17 protein-coding genes are annotated in these 16,996 nt (G+C 53.5%); 5 read left to right on the forward strand and 12 right to left on the reverse strand.

Annotation, left to right across the window (positions count from 1 at the left end; all coding sequences use genetic code 11):
* Positions 1-1,905 (reverse strand): 6-phosphogluconolactonase, encoded by a 1,905-nt coding sequence (locus G6R38_RS15565; protein WP_166829091.1) that lies wholly within the window; start codon positions 1,903-1,905, stop codon positions 1-3.
* A gap of 210 nt (positions 1,906-2,115) precedes the next feature.
* Between G6R38_RS15565 and G6R38_RS15570 the strand changes: the two genes are divergently transcribed.
* The 5 genes from G6R38_RS15570 to G6R38_RS15590 all read left to right on the forward strand — a co-directional run bounded on the left by G6R38_RS15570 (position 2,116) and on the right by G6R38_RS15590 (position 7,303).
* Complete coding sequence (locus tag G6R38_RS15570; RefSeq protein ID WP_166827534.1) at positions 2,116-2,898, forward strand: PIG-L deacetylase family protein; 783 nt, start codon at positions 2,116-2,118, stop codon at positions 2,896-2,898.
* 121 nt (positions 2,899-3,019) lie between these two features.
* A complete protein-coding gene (locus G6R38_RS15575) occupies positions 3,020-3,265 on the forward strand; it encodes a hypothetical protein (protein ID WP_166827537.1) in 246 nt (81 codons plus the stop codon).
* A gap of 343 nt (positions 3,266-3,608) precedes the next feature.
* Positions 3,609-4,388: a C39 family peptidase gene (locus G6R38_RS15580; protein WP_166827541.1), complete on the forward strand. Its 780-nt coding sequence runs from the start codon at positions 3,609-3,611 to the stop codon at positions 4,386-4,388.
* Between the two features lie 15 nt (positions 4,389-4,403).
* Positions 4,404-5,396, forward strand: coding sequence for a sugar kinase (locus G6R38_RS15585; RefSeq protein WP_166827546.1), 993 nt, complete (start codon positions 4,404-4,406; stop codon positions 5,394-5,396).
* A 116-nt stretch (positions 5,397-5,512) separates the two neighbouring features.
* Entirely contained in the window at positions 5,513-7,303 is a 1,791-nt protein-coding gene (locus tag G6R38_RS15590) for an L-lactate permease (protein WP_166827550.1), read from the forward strand.
* Between the two features lie 26 nt (positions 7,304-7,329).
* Here the strand turns inward: G6R38_RS15590 and G6R38_RS15595 are convergent, their stop codons facing one another.
* From G6R38_RS15595 to G6R38_RS15645, 11 genes are all read right to left on the reverse strand, one after another.
* Positions 7,330-8,466, reverse strand: a complete 1,137-nt coding sequence (locus G6R38_RS15595) for an EscU/YscU/HrcU family type III secretion system export apparatus switch protein (RefSeq protein ID WP_166827556.1) — start codon at positions 8,464-8,466, stop codon at positions 7,330-7,332.
* Between the two features lie 9 nt (positions 8,467-8,475).
* Positions 8,476-9,447, reverse strand: a complete 972-nt coding sequence (locus G6R38_RS15600; RefSeq protein ID WP_166827560.1) for a flagellar biosynthetic protein FliR — start codon at positions 9,445-9,447, stop codon at positions 8,476-8,478.
* 11 nt (positions 9,448-9,458) lie between these two features.
* A complete protein-coding gene (gene fliQ / locus G6R38_RS15605) occupies positions 9,459-9,740 on the reverse strand; it encodes a flagellar biosynthesis protein FliQ (RefSeq protein ID WP_166827565.1) in 282 nt (93 codons plus the stop codon).
* 114 nt (positions 9,741-9,854) lie between these two features.
* Positions 9,855-10,859 (reverse strand): flagellar type III secretion system pore protein FliP, encoded by a 1,005-nt coding sequence (gene fliP, locus G6R38_RS15610; protein ID WP_315852355.1) that lies wholly within the window; start codon positions 10,857-10,859, stop codon positions 9,855-9,857.
* Complete coding sequence (locus tag G6R38_RS15615) at positions 10,804-11,382, reverse strand: FliO/MopB family protein (protein WP_166827592.1); 579 nt, start codon at positions 11,380-11,382, stop codon at positions 10,804-10,806. Before G6R38_RS15615 ends, fliP begins: the two co-directional genes overlap by 56 nt.
* Positions 11,383-11,711: 329 nt before the next feature.
* Positions 11,712-12,266, reverse strand: a complete 555-nt coding sequence (gene fliN, locus G6R38_RS15620) for a flagellar motor switch protein FliN (protein WP_206028606.1) — start codon at positions 12,264-12,266, stop codon at positions 11,712-11,714.
* A 158-nt stretch (positions 12,267-12,424) separates the two neighbouring features.
* Entirely contained in the window at positions 12,425-12,874 is a 450-nt protein-coding gene (locus G6R38_RS15625; protein ID WP_166827595.1) for a flagellar basal body-associated FliL family protein, read from the reverse strand.
* Between the two features lie 184 nt (positions 12,875-13,058).
* A complete protein-coding gene (locus G6R38_RS15630; protein WP_166827598.1) occupies positions 13,059-13,829 on the reverse strand; it encodes an OmpA/MotB family protein in 771 nt (256 codons plus the stop codon).
* A gap of 181 nt (positions 13,830-14,010) precedes the next feature.
* Complete coding sequence (locus tag G6R38_RS15635) at positions 14,011-14,802, reverse strand: motility protein A (RefSeq protein WP_166827601.1); 792 nt, start codon at positions 14,800-14,802, stop codon at positions 14,011-14,013.
* A 225-nt stretch (positions 14,803-15,027) separates the two neighbouring features.
* Positions 15,028-15,246, reverse strand: coding sequence for a flagellar FlbD family protein (locus G6R38_RS15640; protein ID WP_166827604.1), 219 nt, complete (start codon positions 15,244-15,246; stop codon positions 15,028-15,030).
* Positions 15,247-15,257: 11 nt separating this feature from the next.
* Positions 15,258-16,955 (reverse strand): flagellar hook-basal body complex protein, encoded by a 1,698-nt coding sequence (locus tag G6R38_RS15645; protein ID WP_166827607.1) that lies wholly within the window; start codon positions 16,953-16,955, stop codon positions 15,258-15,260.
* Positions 16,956-16,996: the final 41 nt, after the last annotated feature.

Genomic DNA, 16,996 nt, shown 5'->3' on the forward strand with positions numbered 1-16,996 from the left:
CTACAGTTGCGAACCAACAAGTCGCACGAAGCCTTCGAGCGCGTAGAACTCCGGTAAACCGAGATCGTTATACACCTTCGCCGTATTCTTGGTGCGTTGTTCGGCTCGAACCCAGAATTCGCGTTCGTCGAGACCGGGGTAGAGAGCGCGGTCTTTCTGGCTTTCATGTTTGAAGATCGCCATCTTCTTTCGCAGCATGACTTCCGGACTCAGCGGAACCGCCCGTTCGATTTCGTATGGTGGAAATTCCTGCCATGCTCCGCGGTACAACCAAACTTCCGGCTGCACCGTTTCGGCGACGACGGGCAGGGCGTGGAGAATCGCTTCGGCACACACGCGATGTGTCCCGTGAGGGTCGGCCAAGTCGCCCGCCATGTAAATCTGATCGGGGTGAACGTCTCGTAGCAACTCGGCGACAATGGAAATGTCGTCGTCACCGATCGGATTTTTCGTGACCGCTCCCGTGCGATAGAACGGCAAGTCCAAGAAGTGAAGCCGACTTCGCGGCACACCGGCCGCTTCCGCCCCTGCAATGGCTTCGGTTTGTCGAATGAGTCCTTTGATCTGCAATGCTTCCGGCGTATCGGGATCACTCGGGCGTTTGGTTTCGATCTCGTGCCGCAAGCGAGTATAGAGTTCGAAACCGTCATCAGTCCCGACACCGAACATTCTTTGGAACTGCTCGACATAGTCAATATGCCGAAGAGCATCGTGGTCAAACACCGCGATGTTCCCGCTGGTCATATACGCAATATGCACCTCGTGTCCTTGCTCGGCGAGCGTAATCAGGGTGCCCCCCATGCTGATCACATCGTCATCCGGATGCGGGCTGAACACGATGATCTTCTGCGGCGAATCTCCTGCCGGCTTCGTACAAATGCCGTCCAAGAGCGATTGAAACACCCGTTCGCGAATCTGCGAGACCGGTCCACGTTCTCGAAGCAATCCATGGAGCCGATGGTGCATGAAATCGCCGGACTCCAACTTCAGCAACGGTTTTCGAACTTCCTCGGCGAGCCAAATGACTGCCCGTTTTTCTTCGGCATCGGTCCAGTCGACATCGGATATCAACCAAGGCGTGGTGATGGCGGTCAACCGTCCGGCAGCGGCTTCATCGGTGACGACCACCGCATTGCGATGCGTTTGTAGAAAACTGGCGGGTACATTCTCACTCACGCCGTCTTCGACAGCTTTGCGAACCACAGAAGCCTTGTGCTCACCAAGTGCCATCACCACAACTTTTCGAGCCGACAGAATCGTGCCCAGCCCGACGGTCACACCTTCGACCGGCACATTTTCCTCGCCGAAGAAATCCGAAGCGGCGGCATGTCGGGTCCGGGGATTCAGGGCCACCAACCGTGTGCGGGAACCGCGTTCACTACCGGGTTCGTTGAACCCCAAATGCCCGTTCCGTCCCACACCGGCCACCAGCAAATCGATTCCACCGGCCTGCTCGATTTCCCGTTCATAATCTTCGCATTGACGCTCAACCTCGGCCGGATTTCCGTCACTGGGAGGGAAATGGATATTTTCCGGCCGAACATTCACATGGTTCAACAGCGATTCCCGCAAGAATCGCTGCTGACTTTGCAACGATTCCGCCGGCATCGGTGACCACTCCGCCAACGCAAATACCACAACCCGCGAAAAGTCGAGTCGATCGTCTTGATGCCATTGCACGAGTTGGCGATACACCGCCGACGGTGTGGACCCCGCCGACAACGCAATCACCGTGGGCATGCCCGCCGAATTGTGCTCCCGAATGAGACTCGCAATGACCAAAGCCACATGCTGACTGGCATCTGTGGGACGACGAAACACCAACGTAGGAACTTTCGTGCACCGCAATCGATGCGGTGGACAAGGACCTGTCGATTGGGCAGTGGACTCAAGTATCGAGGACATAATGACCAAAAACGCCAAGTTCAAACCAAAAAAACAGAAACCCAATGCGTGACTCCAAGACAATGCCATCGGGTTGTGTTATCGTACCGAGCAAACGCGATCGGACCAACGCTCAAAGCGTCTCGGACCGTGCTGTTGGCCGATTGTCGTCTCGAAAACTGAATTTGCGCTTTGTCAATTCAAAATGAAGGTTCGACTTCAGGTTCCAATATGGCCAGTTTGAGTACTCCCCCACGTGTGATGGCAATTCACGCTCATCCGGATGACATCGAGTTCCAATGCGCGGGGACGTTGGCACTTCTGAAAGATGCCGGCTGCGAAATTGTGATGATTACCATGACGCCCGGCGATGGCGGCAGTGCGGAAATGGGCAACGAAGAAATCGCCGCCGTCCGTCGGCAAGAAGCGATCGAGTCCGCCAAACTCCTGGGCGCTGAGTGCGACTGTTTAGAGTTCCGCGATCTCTCAATCGTGCATGACAACGACAGCCGCCGCCGGGTCTCCGAAGCGTTGCGACGACACCGACCGGACATCGTCTTCACCGCGCCGCCGATCGACTACATGAGTGACCACGAAGTCACAAGCCATCTCGTCCGTGACGCGTGTTTCTCGGCTTCGGTCCCCAATTACGCGACCAAGCAATGGGATCCGGCACCGATCACAGAACGGATTCCTTACCTGTACTACGTCGATCCGCTCGAAGGAATCGACTACTTCGGACGGGATATTCCGCCGCAGTTCGTCGTCGACATTTCGACAAAATTCGAACTCCGCCAAAAGATGCTCGCCTGTCACGACAGTCAACGAGCTTGGCTGCGAGCCCAACATGGTGTCGATGAGTACATGACCAGCAGCGAAACCTGGGCGAAGAAACGCGGCAGCCTCATCAATGTGGCTCATGGGGAGGCCTTTCGGCAACACCTTGGGCATCCGTATCCGCACGACAACATCTTGTTGGAACTGCTAGGCGAGAACCTTGTGAAGGCACTTTAGACGGAATCGGTCGCAAAACGCTCGACAGCGCCCGGGAATTCCGGCAGAATGTCCGTTGGTTCACGATTCGAGTTCCATTTCGCACCCGATCAATGGGCGATCTCGGAGGAAAATATCCATCATGACATCAGAAACCTCAGCCACCACGGAATCGGTTGCCGACGCGCAAACGCCAGATACCCCGCCCGAGGGAAAACTGTCCGCCGACGAACCGTATTTCGATGAGGCGGAACTGAAGCAATTTGATGCCGACGATAGCCTCGCGGGGAGCGCCATCGGGAAGATGCTGACAATCCTGTTCCTTTACACGATTGCCGTGATGTCTATCGCAGCGATTTGGACGTACTACGCCATCTACGCTGACTAACCAGAACGAGGATCGGAAGAAATTTCGTTCGGTGCACTCATGAGATTTCTTCCGAATTCGGGAAAACTCGGCGGTGAAGTGACGGTTTCGCTCAAGAAATTCCATCTCTTAGTTAGAGTTGGCAGACGCCTTCGGGTCCGTTTAGGTTGACTTTGCCGATTGTGCAAGTCCATCATTTCGAATCCGAAGGTGAACACCGGATGGAGACGTCTTCGGTCAATCACCACAATCGATTTGACCGATTCGTTCTATCAAACCCAACCAACGCCTTTCTGCGTCGTCGGCTTCTTGCGCGAACCGGCCCAATCGCGACTGGTCACTCACTTCAACAATGGTGACTGCCATGTCCAAAGCATTTCGAACATCCCGACTTTCTCGCCGAGATTATCTCCGCGGTGGTGTCCTCGGTTTTTTCGGCTGGCTGCTCAGCCCGGTTCCCGCCCATGCCGAATCTGCCCGTCACGCTCGTTCGATCGACGATGGTCGCCTAATGGTGCTGCGGAATTTTCCGATCCTCAAGCAGCCCGATCCGATTAGCTGCGGCCCCACATGCTGTTCGATGCTGCTGCAATACTACGGAATTCACGCCAACATCGAAGACGTGAAACAAACCGCTGGCACACGACTGCTCAAATTCGGCAAAGATGAAATCGGATTCACATGGCCCAGTCGCGTGAAAAAAGCGTTGTATGAACATGGCCTCGAATCCGAGATGAAACGTCGTGCGACGCTTTCGGACGTCGTCGATCTCATCAACCGCAACCGTCCACCGATTATGCTGGTTCGCAGTTCCGCTCGGACTTGGCATTACGTCGTGGCGATCGGCCGTCGTGGTAATACACGGTTCCGCGTCGCTGACCCGTTGGGACGTGAATATTGGCTGCGGGCTGAAACCCTGGATCAGGCATGGTCTTTTGACGGGGACCTTCGAGGCCAGAGAATCGAAGGAGCCGAGTGCCAAATCTGTAGCGGCAAAGGTCGAATCGCACTGGCGAAGTGCCTGTTCTGTTCCGGTGATGGCCACCTGCCTGACATCCGACGGAAAGTTGTGGAATCCAACCTCATCGAACGAGTTGCGGCAAGAACGCTCATTCTTCCGTCATACTCGGCGACCCCATCGTAGAAAAACGGCTGACGCATGAAGAAGCCACAGAATGTGGTTGTGTTTGGCGAACTGCTCATGCGTTTGGACGCTTCGCATTCCAACCGCTTTGTGCAAGCCGAAAACTATCAAGCCTCGTTTACCGGTGGCGAGGCAAATGTCGCTGTGGCACTTGCACAATGGGGCATCGTTAGCAGTATTGTCTCACGCGTGCCATCACACTCCATTGGCCAAGCCTGCGTGAATCATTTTCGCCGTTACGGCGTGCGAACAGAGTCCGTCCTTCGCGGTGGCGACCGTCTGGGTTTGTTCTTCGTGGAATCTCCCGTACCGCCACGAAGCGGCCAGGTCATCTACGATCGAGACGCGACCGCATTCCGCACACTTCAACCGGGAGATATCGATTGGGACTTGACTCTCGCCGATGCCGATTGGTTCCACTTCACCGGCACAGCCCCTGCAAACGGCGAGAACGTTCGCGAGGTACTGGCAGAGGGAATCCAAACCGCGCGGAAACGGGGCGTTACGATTAGTTTCGATTGCGGGTACCGCAGCCAACTTTGGACCATCGAAGAAGCTGCCAAAGTTCTCCCACGCTTCATGGAGATGAGCGATGTCTTCATTGGTAGCGAACACGACGCGCGAACCTTCTTTGATGTCCATTCGCAGGGAACAGAGAGTCTGCGTGACCTTAGCGAGAAATACACACTCAAAACGGTCGCATATACCGATCGGAACATCTCCTCGTTAGGTATGCACCGGTATCAAGCCACCATTCATGAGAATGGCAAGACGGCTACCAGTCGCATCCACGAGGTCACGCCTCTAGACCGCATCGGCACGGGAGACGCATTCACCGCCGGACTCGTTCTCGGTCAACTTCAAGAACGGTCCCTGCAAAGTACCGTTGAGTTCGCAACGGCTGCGGCAGCGCTCACACACTCAATACACGGTGACTTTGCCTTGCTTTCAATTGATGAGATTGAAGGCTTGGCAAACGGCGACTCGATCGGACGCATCCGGCGTTGACGATCAACATAGGCAGTCTCGTCGATTCCTAGCCCTTGGATGCACTGACTCGTGAACGAGCCAGCAACCTTGTAAGATGTCAGAGTCCTCTCTGACAAACCTGCAAGGATTCTCTGATGTCACCAGGCCTGCTCGCCGCCCTCGCATTACTACCAATTCTTAGCGTTGTGCTGTTCCTAGTCATCCTGCGATGGCCTGCCAGCCGTGCCATGCCAATTTGCTACATCACAGCAGCTTTCCTGGCATTCTTCGTTTGGCAGATCCCCCTCGACCAAGTCGCCGCTGCTAGTCTGCGGGGGCTAGTGATTGCCGGCGAGCTGCTCTACATCATTCTCGGTGCAATTCTACTGTTGAACACGCTAGAGCAGAGCGGAGCACTCAACACCATCCGTGAGACTTTCCGGAATATTAGTCCTGATCGACGAATTCAAGTCATCATCATTGCTTGGCTATTTGGCTCGTTCATCGAAGGTTCTGCCGGATTCGGAACACCCGCAGCAGTCGCTGTCCCCCTGCTAGTCGGACTTGGATTTCCACCGATGGCCGCAGTTGTCTCTGGGCTGATCATTCAAAGCACGCCCGTCTCGTTCGGAGCCGTTGGCACCCCGATTCTCGTTGGCGTCAACACTGGATTATCCGGTGACGCAACGATCGAGGCATTCGCAATAGAGGCGGGTCGTTCCTGGCCGGAATTCATTGCATCAATCGGTTTTCGGGTTGCGATCATTCACACAATTATCGGAACACTCATTCCACTGGCTCTAGTCGCCATGTTGACGCGATTTTTCGGAAAAAACCGGTCATGGGCAGAAGGCTTGCAAGTTTGGCGATTCGCCGTCTTTGCCGCGTTCGCAATGACGCTTCCTTACCTCGCCGTCGCCTACTTGCTAGGGCCCGAATTCCCTTCGCTCATTGGTGGACTATGTGGCCTAGCGATTGTCATCCCCGCTGCAAACCGACGCTGGTTGCTGCCAGCCGGCGACCTCTGGGACTTCGAGCCGCCCAGCGATTGGGACGCGAGTTGGACCGGGTTGGATGTTAGCAACCGAAAACCGACACCAAGAATTATTACAACGTGGTTAGCATGGACACCCTATCTACTCGTCGCCCTACTACTAGTCGTGACGCGAATCAAATCTCTCCCACTTCTCAATTGGATTCGTTCGTTCCAGATTCCGGTCAAGGAGATACTAGGAACATCAATCTCGAAAACGATTGAGCCCCTCTACCTTCCAGGGACCATCTTCATACTTGTTTCCATGATCACCTTCGTACTGCATCGCATGGCCTGGCGAGATTATCAACATGCTTGGGGACAATCACTTAAGACGCTTGCAAGAGCATCTGTCGCGCTGCTATTCACCGTGCCGATGGTGCAGGTTTTCATCAACACTAGTGGCAGCCAAGCCGGCTACGCGGAGATGCCCATCGCACTCGCCAACGGTGTGGAAAACATCACCGGAGCCGCATGGCCCCTGTTCTCGCCACTGATTGGAGGCATCGGAGCGGCTGTCGCTGGCAGCAATACGATCAGCAACATGATGTTCTCCCTCTTTCAGTTCGAAGTTGGGCTGCGGATTCAGGTCGATCCCGTATGGATTGTCGCGTTGCAAGCCGTCGGCGGCGCTGCGGGGAATACGATTTGCGTTCACAATGTTGTTGCCGCATCTGCAGTTGTTGGACTAATGGGGCAAGAAGGAACGATCATTCGCAAGACAGCGGTGGTCTTCACTTACTATGTTGGTCTCGCAGGTTCCCTTGGCTACGGTATTGTCTGGTGGAACAACCGCGGACCTTGGAACTTCGGCTCAATAGCCTTCTTGACTCTGGCGATCGCAATTATCGTCTGGATCCGACAAAAACTGAAGCACACTAGCAACAGAGCGTCCGACACATTCGATAACTAGATGGGGTGTCACAAGAGGCAACTCCCCTACATTCCTGCCAAGTCTTCAGGCTTCCGGCCAGTGAGACTATACACATAAGCAAGAATCTCAACAAACACCTCATACATCTCGATGGGAACTTCCCGCCCGACTTTGACTTGGTGATACAACGCACGGGCTAATGGCTTCCGTTCAATGATCGGAATGCTATGTGCCGCCGCGATCTGACGAATCTTAAGGGCGATTTCTCCTTGCCCTTTCGCGACCACAATTGGAGCCGCCATCTTCACTGGGTCATACTTGATCGCCACAGAGATGTGAGTCGGGTTGGTAATGACAACGTCAGCAGTCTCGGTTTGCTGAATCTCGCGAGCTTCAGCCAGCTTTCGGTGCACTTCACGACGTCTCTGTCGAATATGCGGATCACCATCAAACTGCTTCATCTCGTCACGAATTTCCTGCTTTGTCATCCGCAGATCTTGCGTATGCTTCCAACGTTGAAACGCCCAATCGGCCACACCAAGCGCGATCAAAGCTGCGGCCATCTGGAACGCAAGTGTGACGAGGCTATCACGAACGCCACTCCATAATTGCCCCGCAACTCGCGTTTCTCGAAACCCTGTCTCCGCGAGTTCAAAGCGATTAGGATCCCATTCGAGGTGGCCCAACTGGAGTAGTGAAGGAAGGATCGTGGAAATAAAGAACACTGCCACTGTCACAACAATCGCAAGCTTACCGACACTCATCCCCAGTTTGGCAACCGCTTGCACCGAATAAATCCGACGAAACCCCGACAGGGGATTCAGGCGGGAAAATTTTGGCTGCAATGCCTCAGTCGAGTATAAGAATCCGACTTGCATGACATTCAGACCGACCGCCGCTAACAACATCAACATCATTAACGGTGCGATCGTCAACAGAAGCCGCTCGGTAGCGTTTCGCAGTAACGCCAAAACGTTATTCTTATCAATCGGAGCGGATGACGCATTGGCTAACGCCTCCGCAAGATGCTCACATAGTGATTGCGTAATCTCAAAACCAAAAACTAGGATCGCTGTCGCGGCCGCCAGCATCAATCCTGAAGCCGTCAAGTCCGAACTTTTCGCAACTTGCCCCTGTTTACGGGCCTCGCGGCGGCGATTCTCTGTGGGTTCTTCGGTGCGATCCTGTGAAGTATCAGCCATAGGGAGAAACTAGGAGTTAGCCATTGCAGTTGTCAAATGGCGAATAGTCAATGGGACAAGATCGATGACTAGCCTCGCCGCGCCCGAGAACGAGAGTGCAAACACAATTAGCGTGGCCGTTGCTCGAATCGGAAAGCCAACAACCAGCACATTGATTTGCGGAGTCGTATGCCCCAAAAACCCCATTACTAATGCGATTAGGGAAGTCGTCGCCAGCACGGGTGCAGCGACCTGGATCGCGATGACGAGCGACTGATGGACTAGATCAATTAGCAAAGAAACAACGCTAGTCGAAACCCAAGCTTCGCCAACCGGCAAGATTTGAAACGTGTCTAACAACGCCGACAGGATCATAAGATGACCGCCGAGGGGTGTCATTACAAGAAACACAGTCATTCCAAACATATAGATTGCCTGGCCACCAAGACCAGAGTTCGTTCCTAACCCTGGGTTGAACACTTCTCCGAGTGCGGTCCCCGCTTGCTGATCGATCATTTCACCGGCGAGCTGCAGACCGCATAAGACGGTAAAAACGCCTAATCCCAATACGAATCCTAATGCGATCTCCCCCAGGATCGTTCGTGTAAAATCGAGAACGGTCAATGGCAGTCGCCAGATCGTTGCGAGTTGCGGAATCCCAACGGAATCCTCACCCCAAATTTCGACCGCAACCCGATATCGCCCCTCCCAGTTCTCAGGAACTTCATCCTGACTAATCCGCTGATCATGATTCCGATCGACAGCAATCAGAACTTTCTCTTCTTGAATCGGAATCAACGGTGCGACGACTACGGAAAGACTTACTGCAAACAGTGCACGAACCTTGATCGGAACGGCCGGCGTCCCAAACAGTGGCCCGAGAATCATTAAGCCACTCAGCCGAATAAAAACCAGCACCCAGATATAGAACCGTACCAGCAGCGTGTCGACTAGACTCGATGACAGAAAGTCTGTGAGTGAGGGTGATTGTAAGAAATCCATAGTCGATTGAATCACGAAGAACTTTGAGTCAGATTGGGTGCCACATTCTCAAAGACTTCTTGCGAGTACTCAACGACCTGCTCAAGCGTCCAAGGAAGCACAAACAGTAGGACAGCCATCATCGCGATGATCTTGGGAACAAAACTGAGTGTTTGATCCTGAAGTTGTGTCACCGCCTGAAAGATGCTGATTGCGAGCCCTACGATCACAGCAGTCAACATCACCGGCAAGCCGATGACGAGGGAAAGCAAAATTGCGGAACGCATCAACTCGGTTGCTTGGTCCGCAGTCATCGAAGTATCCGTTTCTCTAATGATTTCCCACAAGTGACGACTTCGCCAATCCGTGTCTCACCTGTGATTCCCACGCAAAGATTTCGTACGGCGACACTGTCCAGCTATATCTTGCTATCGGACGCTTTCGAGCAGCATCCCCACTGTCAAATACCAGCCATCGATCATGACAAACAAGAGTAGTTTGAATGGTAGTGAGATCAGAACAGGGGGAAGCATCATCATCCCCATACTGATCAGTATCGAAGCAATGACCATATCAATCACGAGGAACGGCAGATACACCTGAAACCCGATGATGAACGCCGTCTTCAACTCACTCAGCATATACGATGACACGAGCACACTGAGTGGAAGGTCATCGTAGCTTTGGGGTTCGACATAATTCTGGAACTCCGGGCTATCAGGAGCTGGACGCTGATATTCAACGAACATCCAAACCGTATCACCATTGCCCGTACGTTCAATCTGGTCTGCCATGAAACGACGAATCGGGGCGGCAGTCCGTTTCCATCCGCGTGCTAGTGTTTCGTCACTAGTGTCGCCCGGCGCGTTGAGCTCTCCACGTGTGTAGGGCACAATCCCTTCGTCATAGGCACGTTTCCAGACAGGCCCCATGACCATCATCGTCAGGAACAAACACAGAGAGATTATCACTTGGTTTGGTGGAAGCTGTTGTGTTCCAAGGGCCTGCCGCAACAACCCCATGACAACGATGAATCGTATGAAACATGTTGTCATAATGAGAACTGACGGAGCTAAACTTAGCACTGTCAGCAGCAATAGAATTTTCAGAGTCGAAGGCAGTCCACGAGGCGACAGCAATTCGGGAGCATCAGGCAGTTGTCCCGGTACGGGCTGTGGTTCAGCAACCTCTTGCTGGGGAGCATTCGGTTGGGCTAGGGGTCGTTGCGGTTGAAAGCCTCTCGGTCCGGGCGTTTGCTGTGAGTAGCCAACGTGAGGCGTGAGAAGTCCGCAAATACCGACGACAAAGACTAGCCAGCGTCCATTCCTAACCAGTGGATTCCGACTAAACAGCTCTGTTAGAGATCGAAAGGTTCGCCTATGCATGAGTACTCGCATAGCCTTCCATGACGGATGGATCATGCTGCTCAACATGTGACGTAGCCTGGTCGTCCTTTGGAGATCGCATCCAGAAATCGCGAAATGTCGCGGAATTGGAAGCGTCTGTCGTCGGCATTGAACATAGTCCATTTAGCACATCGACTTCGGCGGCATCGGAGATCTCTGTCAGGGTGTGCATACCGTGGGGCGAGAACCCGAGCACAATGATTCTTGATCCGCACTTGAGCAGCGTCAAAGAATGCCGACTATCTAACGCCTTCCGCCCTAGGATGTTCACGGCTTGGCTTGGCAGGGTATGAGTACCTACGGGAGAGAATCGCCGCCAGAACTTGGCGATCACGATTATCAATCCAATGACAACAGCCAACGCAACGAGCGTTCCCCACGACGAATTGGAATGACGGCTGGATTGTTCGTTCGCGGTGTTGGCCAAAGGTGAATCAGGCCGTGCCGGTAGGGGTCGACTCGGAACCGCACTCGGTGGCTGTTGAGGACGCTGTATGCGATTCGAGAATGGCGATTCCTGGGCAAATGCGTCGGCTGCTACTACCAGCATCGATACACATATCCCGGTCGCCAACAAAGTGCGACGCATTGCCGATCCTTCCAGAAGAAATTCCCCGGGCCATCCAATGGCTTTTCATTTCACACGAAAGCTAGGGCGAACTGTGTTGCCATCTTGAGGTCGGGCCACCCCAATTTGACACGACTAGCATTCCGCGTCCGAGGGTTTACAACGGATCGGTGGATTCTGTCAAGAACGGATTGCGCGCGAAGTGTTGCGAACGACGCAAAACACGAATCAAATGTCCACGTGAACTCGGGAGTCATATCCGAACGGCAATTCTTGATACCGTCGGGCACAATTCGCTTGGCAACTGCGGTCTAGATTGTTGGCGAGAGAATCTCAGCCACACGCACGCAGAAGTTGTCGTTGAGAACGAGGACTTCACCGCGAGCCACCAGGCGACCATTCACGAGGATATCCACCGGGTCACCCGCAAGTTTGTCGAGTGAAACAACGGACCCCTCTCGCAGCTTGACGACATCCTCGATGAGCAATTCCGTGCGACCGAGTTCAATCCGTAGATCGAGTTCGACATCTTGCAGGAAGTTCAACGGCAACGCCGTACTAGACTGGCCCGCCGCCGAATCGAACGATTCCATCTGATACGGCTTCGCCTGCTCAGCGTTGGGCGAATTTTCGGGCCGTGCACTCCCGCTGAGAGCGGCGGCCAAGTCGGCTTCCGCCTGGTTCAACAGCTCTTCGGTCTGAGATTCAGCCTCGTTCGATTGAGCCTGAGCGAGAAGATCCTCGATCTCCCCCGCATCAATTTGCTCAGACGGTTCAATCGGCGGCTCGGAGGCGGAATCATCCGCTGCCCCCAGCAAGGCTTCTATCTCGTCGGGCCTGAGTAAGTCATCGTCCTGATCGGCCACGTCCGTGTGGTCTCCGCTATCGGCTAGTTCAGCCTAGACTATCAACGTCAATCACTTGATGCACTACACTGACAGGGTAGGGCAACATGCTTTCGCAGTCATACACCCGCCCAAACGGAATCGAACCACGTCGCTGGGCGATTGCGACGAGTGCATCGTTATTGTTCCATCGTGCGAAAATCACTCACAAAGATTTCCGTCACCATGCTTTGTCGCATGACTTTATTGATTTTCTCTTTGATCTGCCGTTTGACGACATTCAGTTCAGGGTCTTGGATGTCTTCCATGCCACAACTCCGAGCAACTCCCACGACCGCCTCTCGGATACGTGCTGGCATCGTCTTGTTGATCGCCTCGTCGAAGTTGATATCTTGCCCCTTTGGAATCCCAGCGACCAACTTAAAGCGGATGTGAATCACCGCTCCCGGAGCCGCCACCCGATTGCTCACATTGAAGGTATCGATTGGAACTTCGACCAAGTCCAGTTCGGGTTCCTCTTCGATGGGGGCTGCTTCTGTCTCGGCTGAAGCGGCTGGCTTGACGAGAAAATACGTCGCACCGGCGGAGCCAAGAATCGAGACGACAGCGACGATGATCAGCTTCAACATATCGAGATCAATGGGTTTGAAGGGTTCATTCCCACGGAAATCAAGACGATCCCGTGGTCCGAAGTAAATGCGAAGTCAGGTTGCTGAAAGGACAATCGACTCACTGAGCAATGTTTAGAGGTTTCTCTCCTTCAACTTAGCATATGGCGAAGGAAACATAGAAAAGTTACGCAAATTAACAGCTTTAGTTTTCAGATTCGTCCGGCTGAGAATTTTCAGCGTTCCTATAACTCGCAATCGTAAATACGTCAACCCGACGATTTTGATCCTGACGGTTCGCTTCACGGGTCAGGAGGTGAGTTTCTGTATCGCCCGCAGCGCTGATTCGCATTTTCTTTCGCCCGACTCCTTCTGCGATCAAGAAGTTCGCGACCACCGTTGCACGCGCAAACGCTAGATCCATTTTGTCCGTCAATACCGGCTGAATCGGTTCATTGCCGGAACGATGGATACCATCGACCGGCAACGGTTCGCGTGTGGTGTGACCTCGAACCACGATCAGGCCATTGTGTTCGATCAGATCCTCGGCGATTGCGCTGAGGTTCTGCTTCATACGGGCTGAGAGCGTTGTCGAGAAACGGTCGAAAAAGACAGGCCCCCCGAGTGTCAAGTGGTTACCGTGATTGATTCGTTCACCGCTTGTATGTTCGCCAGCGTTCCCAGTCGAATCGCGACCAGCCTGTTTGATCCCACCTTCAGACGTGTTTCCTTTGGAGCCACGTTTGCTGAACTCACTTGTCGACTGGAGAGACCGACCGGGCATGCTGGCCCGTCCGTCCGTGTTGCCGAACGACTCGCGTAATGCATCGAGGGCCGCCCGCACTTCGCCGTTATCACTTTTGAGTTCACTCAACGACACCAGCATGATGAAGAAGGTCAGCAGCAACGACATCATATCGCCGTAAGTGACAACCCATTCTGGAACGCCTGGGGCATCATCTTCTTCTGCAGCCATGATTGAACTCTCGATCCTTGAGATGCAGAGCCAACATTCGAATCAACGCACCGGAATCGGCTTTGAATTGAGAGCACCATTCAGTCTTCGGCGTTCATGTTGAATGCAAGTGATCCGATTGGTTCTTCTAGCAAAATGCAGAGGATATTGGTGAACCGAACGCGACGAATTAGCAATCACGTTAGGCCGCGGCGGCTTCCGCGTTCTGATCCGCCTTGGCTCGTTCGGATGGTGGAAGCATCGTCATCAACTTTTGCTCTAACACGCGGGGATTGTCACCATCTTGAATGGCAACCAAGCCACGAACAATCACTTCGCGGACCTCCATCTCCCGCTTGCTGTAAAACGCTAGTTTATCGGCAAATGGCAGAAAGAAGAGGTTAGAAACGATAGCGCCGTAAAGCGTCGTGATCAAAGCCACGGCCATCCCTGGACCAATCGCTTCCGGATCGTCCATATTCCCAAGCATGATGATCAGGCCCATCAGAGTCCCAATCATTCCAAATGCAGGTGCATAGCGACCGACGGTGTCCATCAGTGTCTTACCCGTCTTATGACGATTCACAATGGCATCCATTTCGGCCCGTAGAATCCCCTCCATCAACTCAGTGTCGGTCCCATCCACAGCCATTTGAATTCCAAGCAATATGAATGGGTCTTCGATGTCGTCAGTCCGACCCTCTAACGCTAGGATCCCCTCTCGACGAGCCAGTTCTGCGAACTCAACAAGTTGATGGATAACCGGAGTCAGCGACTGTTGCTTCGGAAAAAAGCTCTTTAGGATGACCTTATGAACTTGGAGCACGGTCCCGATTGGGAACGCAATAAACGTTGCCGCGATTGCCCCTCCGACCACAACGGCTAGCGATGGATAGTCAATAAACGCGGCGAAACTCGACCCCGGTGCAATCATGATGGAGAGGAGGAGCAGGGCAATCCCCGCGACCAATCCTCCGACGGTTGCCTTATCCATCGCTTCGCACTTTCCGCTGAGAACTCACGCTCAAGAAACCAATTAGGAGGGCATTAGACCATCGACATACAATTCTAAGTTCCTGTAGTTGAGACTTAGAACCGCAGAAAGTTCAACTAAGAATTCGAGCGACAAAATGTGACAACGATTCCCGAATCCCCGACAACAAAACGATCCAGCACAACCAGTTGCAATCGACTGTAACTTCAACCGTCTAGGCTATAATCATGCGGCGGGTTTCCCAACGTATTGATCGACCAGATTCCCATTGGTGAGCCGACGGTACGCTAGACTTCGTTTCACGACTTCGGCAACGCTCTCGCGAACGATAAACCGATCATTCGTGGTCAATGTCACAAAAGTGTCAGGACGACTTTCGACCATCCGGATCAACTCCGCATTGACAACAAACTCCTCACCGCCAAGTCGCGTGAGCTTGATCATCGTCACCCTCTCTATCGACCAAGAACAAGAAGCTCGTCGACGAGTGTCTGTACTGAACCGATCACACGAGCGTTCCCACGATAGTTTGTGGAAGCCACAATGAGATCAACAAGATTTCGACCGACATCTGTATTCGATAGTTCAATCGCCCCCGACCGCACGGTGCCGGCCCCGAGGCTTCCCGGTGTCACGATGAATGGGGGACCACTCCCCACACCTTCCATGTAGTTCGACCCGCCGGCTTCAATCAGGCCTTGCGTGTTCGAAAATCGAGCCAGCGTTACTTGCCCGAGGGTCCGAATCACACCATTGTCAAAAATCCCGTTGATTACCCCGGTCTCATCAGTCACAAAGCTTGTGAGTGTCCCCGGCGCCGATCCGTCTTGAGACTCCAAACCGAGGATACTGCCCCCGGAAGACAGACCGGAGACATTCGAAAAGTCCACTTGGATCTGCATGGGGCTAATCGCCGCCGTCGAATTCCGGTCGATTGAGAAGGTTCTCACCCCGTCCCCAACTAATTGTCCCTCGCCATCGAACGTGATTGTGCCGTCGCCTAGCACAGTGCTCAAATCACTATCATCATCGCTCTCGAAGAAATAGCGAAAAGTCGTCGAGCTAGGAGTACTAGACTCAAGATACGAAGACATCCGCACTGTGAGCGGTTCCCCGAGGGAGTCAAACACCACGAAGTCGGTGACTGCACTTTCACCAACGGCTGTTTCCGACTTTTGAAAGGCCAAGCTCGTTGGCTCAATCAACGCCCCGTTTGTTACGGTCAGGTCCGAAGTAGCAACGTTGATGTCATTGGCTGTTCCTCGATTGCCCAAGATCTGAAGTTCACCAGCGCCCGTAATTGTCACGCCCGGATTAGTCCCGGTATTCCCGTCCGCCGGAACCGTCCCGCCGCTGTGGATACCAAGTGCTCCCTGAATCAGATCCATAAGGTCTTGAACGGTCGAGGTGGCTTCAATTGTCATTGACTGTGGTGTCTGTGTCCGACCGCCTTTCCGCCCGCCGAACGAGACAGTTTCCCCAACCGGAAACAGTGCGTTGGCTCCTGAATCCACAAGGTCGACTAATAGGGAACCGGCGTTCGCGGCGCCACCGCTCGAAGAATCCGTCATTGCATCACTTGTCACAAGTGCCCCGTTCGCGCCGACGTCTCCCCCAGGGTACAAAGCACCATTTAACTCGACATTACTAGTGCGTTCAGCAACATTCAACTCACCTAGAGGGATCTGAATATCAGTAAGCTGAGTGGTCACAAGATTGAAGTCTTCGTCGATTCCGTAGCCTTGGACATGTAGTCCATCGGCATTGACCAAGGTACTTGCACTATTCAGCGTGAAGTTACCGTTTCGGCTATAGACGTTTCCAGAAGGCCCATCAAGAATGAAAAGCCCGTCGCCTTCAACCGCCAAATCCGAAGGACTAGTACTGTTTGTAATCGATCCTTGGCTGAAGTCTTTCACAATGGCCGAAACATTAGCCCCCAAACCGATCTGCCTAGGGTTGGTCCCGCCATCGCTGGCTGTGGGACGGGAACCGACAGAAAGCGTTCGCGAGAGCTGAGTCGCGAACTGCACATTCGAGGCTTTGAAGCCTGTTGTGTTCGCATTAGCGATATTGTTGCCCAGGACATCGATTGTGGTTTCATTCAACGCCAAACCATTGAGTGACGTATTCAATGCCGATGTGAGACCCATGTAATCCTCGCTATACTCAACCTACGATTCCAGCGAACAAA

Source organism: Thalassoroseus pseudoceratinae, assembly GCF_011634775.1.
GTDB classification, from domain to species: domain Bacteria; phylum Planctomycetota; class Planctomycetia; order Planctomycetales; family Planctomycetaceae; genus Thalassoroseus; species Thalassoroseus pseudoceratinae.

Bases quoted from the DNA above. Each gene is read 5' to 3' on its own strand.
- G6R38_RS15580 (WP_166827541.1), top strand. From the start codon at position 3,609: ATGTCCAAAGCATTTCGAACATCCCGACTTTCTCGCCGAGATTATCTC.
- G6R38_RS15590 (WP_166827550.1), top strand. From the start codon at position 5,513: ATGTCACCAGGCCTGCTCGCCGCCCTCGCATTACTACCAATTCTTAGC.
- G6R38_RS15630 (WP_166827598.1), bottom strand. From the start codon at position 13,829: ATGGCTGCAGAAGAAGATGATGCCCCAGGCGTTCCAGAATGGGTTGTC.
- G6R38_RS15625 (WP_166827595.1), bottom strand. From the start codon at position 12,874: ATGTTGAAGCTGATCATCGTCGCTGTCGTCTCGATTCTTGGCTCCGCC.
- G6R38_RS15640 (WP_166827604.1), bottom strand. From the start codon at position 15,246: ATGATCAAGCTCACGCGACTTGGCGGTGAGGAGTTTGTTGTCAATGCG.
- G6R38_RS15595 (WP_166827556.1), bottom strand. From the start codon at position 8,466: ATGGCTGATACTTCACAGGATCGCACCGAAGAACCCACAGAGAATCGC.
- G6R38_RS15645 (WP_166827607.1), bottom strand. From the start codon at position 16,955: ATGGGTCTCACATCGGCATTGAATACGTCACTCAATGGTTTGGCGTTG.
- G6R38_RS15575 (WP_166827537.1), top strand. From the start codon at position 3,020: ATGACATCAGAAACCTCAGCCACCACGGAATCGGTTGCCGACGCGCAA.
- G6R38_RS15635 (WP_166827601.1), bottom strand. From the start codon at position 14,802: ATGGATAAGGCAACCGTCGGAGGATTGGTCGCGGGGATTGCCCTGCTC.
- fliP (WP_315852355.1), bottom strand. From the start codon at position 10,859: ATGTTGAGCAGCATGATCCATCCGTCATGGAAGGCTATGCGAGTACTC.
- G6R38_RS15565 (WP_166829091.1), bottom strand. From the start codon at position 1,905: ATGTCCTCGATACTTGAGTCCACTGCCCAATCGACAGGTCCTTGTCCA.
- G6R38_RS15585 (WP_166827546.1), top strand. From the start codon at position 4,404: ATGAAGAAGCCACAGAATGTGGTTGTGTTTGGCGAACTGCTCATGCGT.
- G6R38_RS15570 (WP_166827534.1), top strand. From the start codon at position 2,116: ATGGCCAGTTTGAGTACTCCCCCACGTGTGATGGCAATTCACGCTCAT.
- fliQ (WP_166827565.1), bottom strand. From the start codon at position 9,740: ATGACTGCGGACCAAGCAACCGAGTTGATGCGTTCCGCAATTTTGCTT.
- G6R38_RS15600 (WP_166827560.1), bottom strand. From the start codon at position 9,447: ATGGATTTCTTACAATCACCCTCACTCACAGACTTTCTGTCATCGAGT.
- G6R38_RS15615 (WP_166827592.1), bottom strand. From the start codon at position 11,382: ATGCTGGTAGTAGCAGCCGACGCATTTGCCCAGGAATCGCCATTCTCG.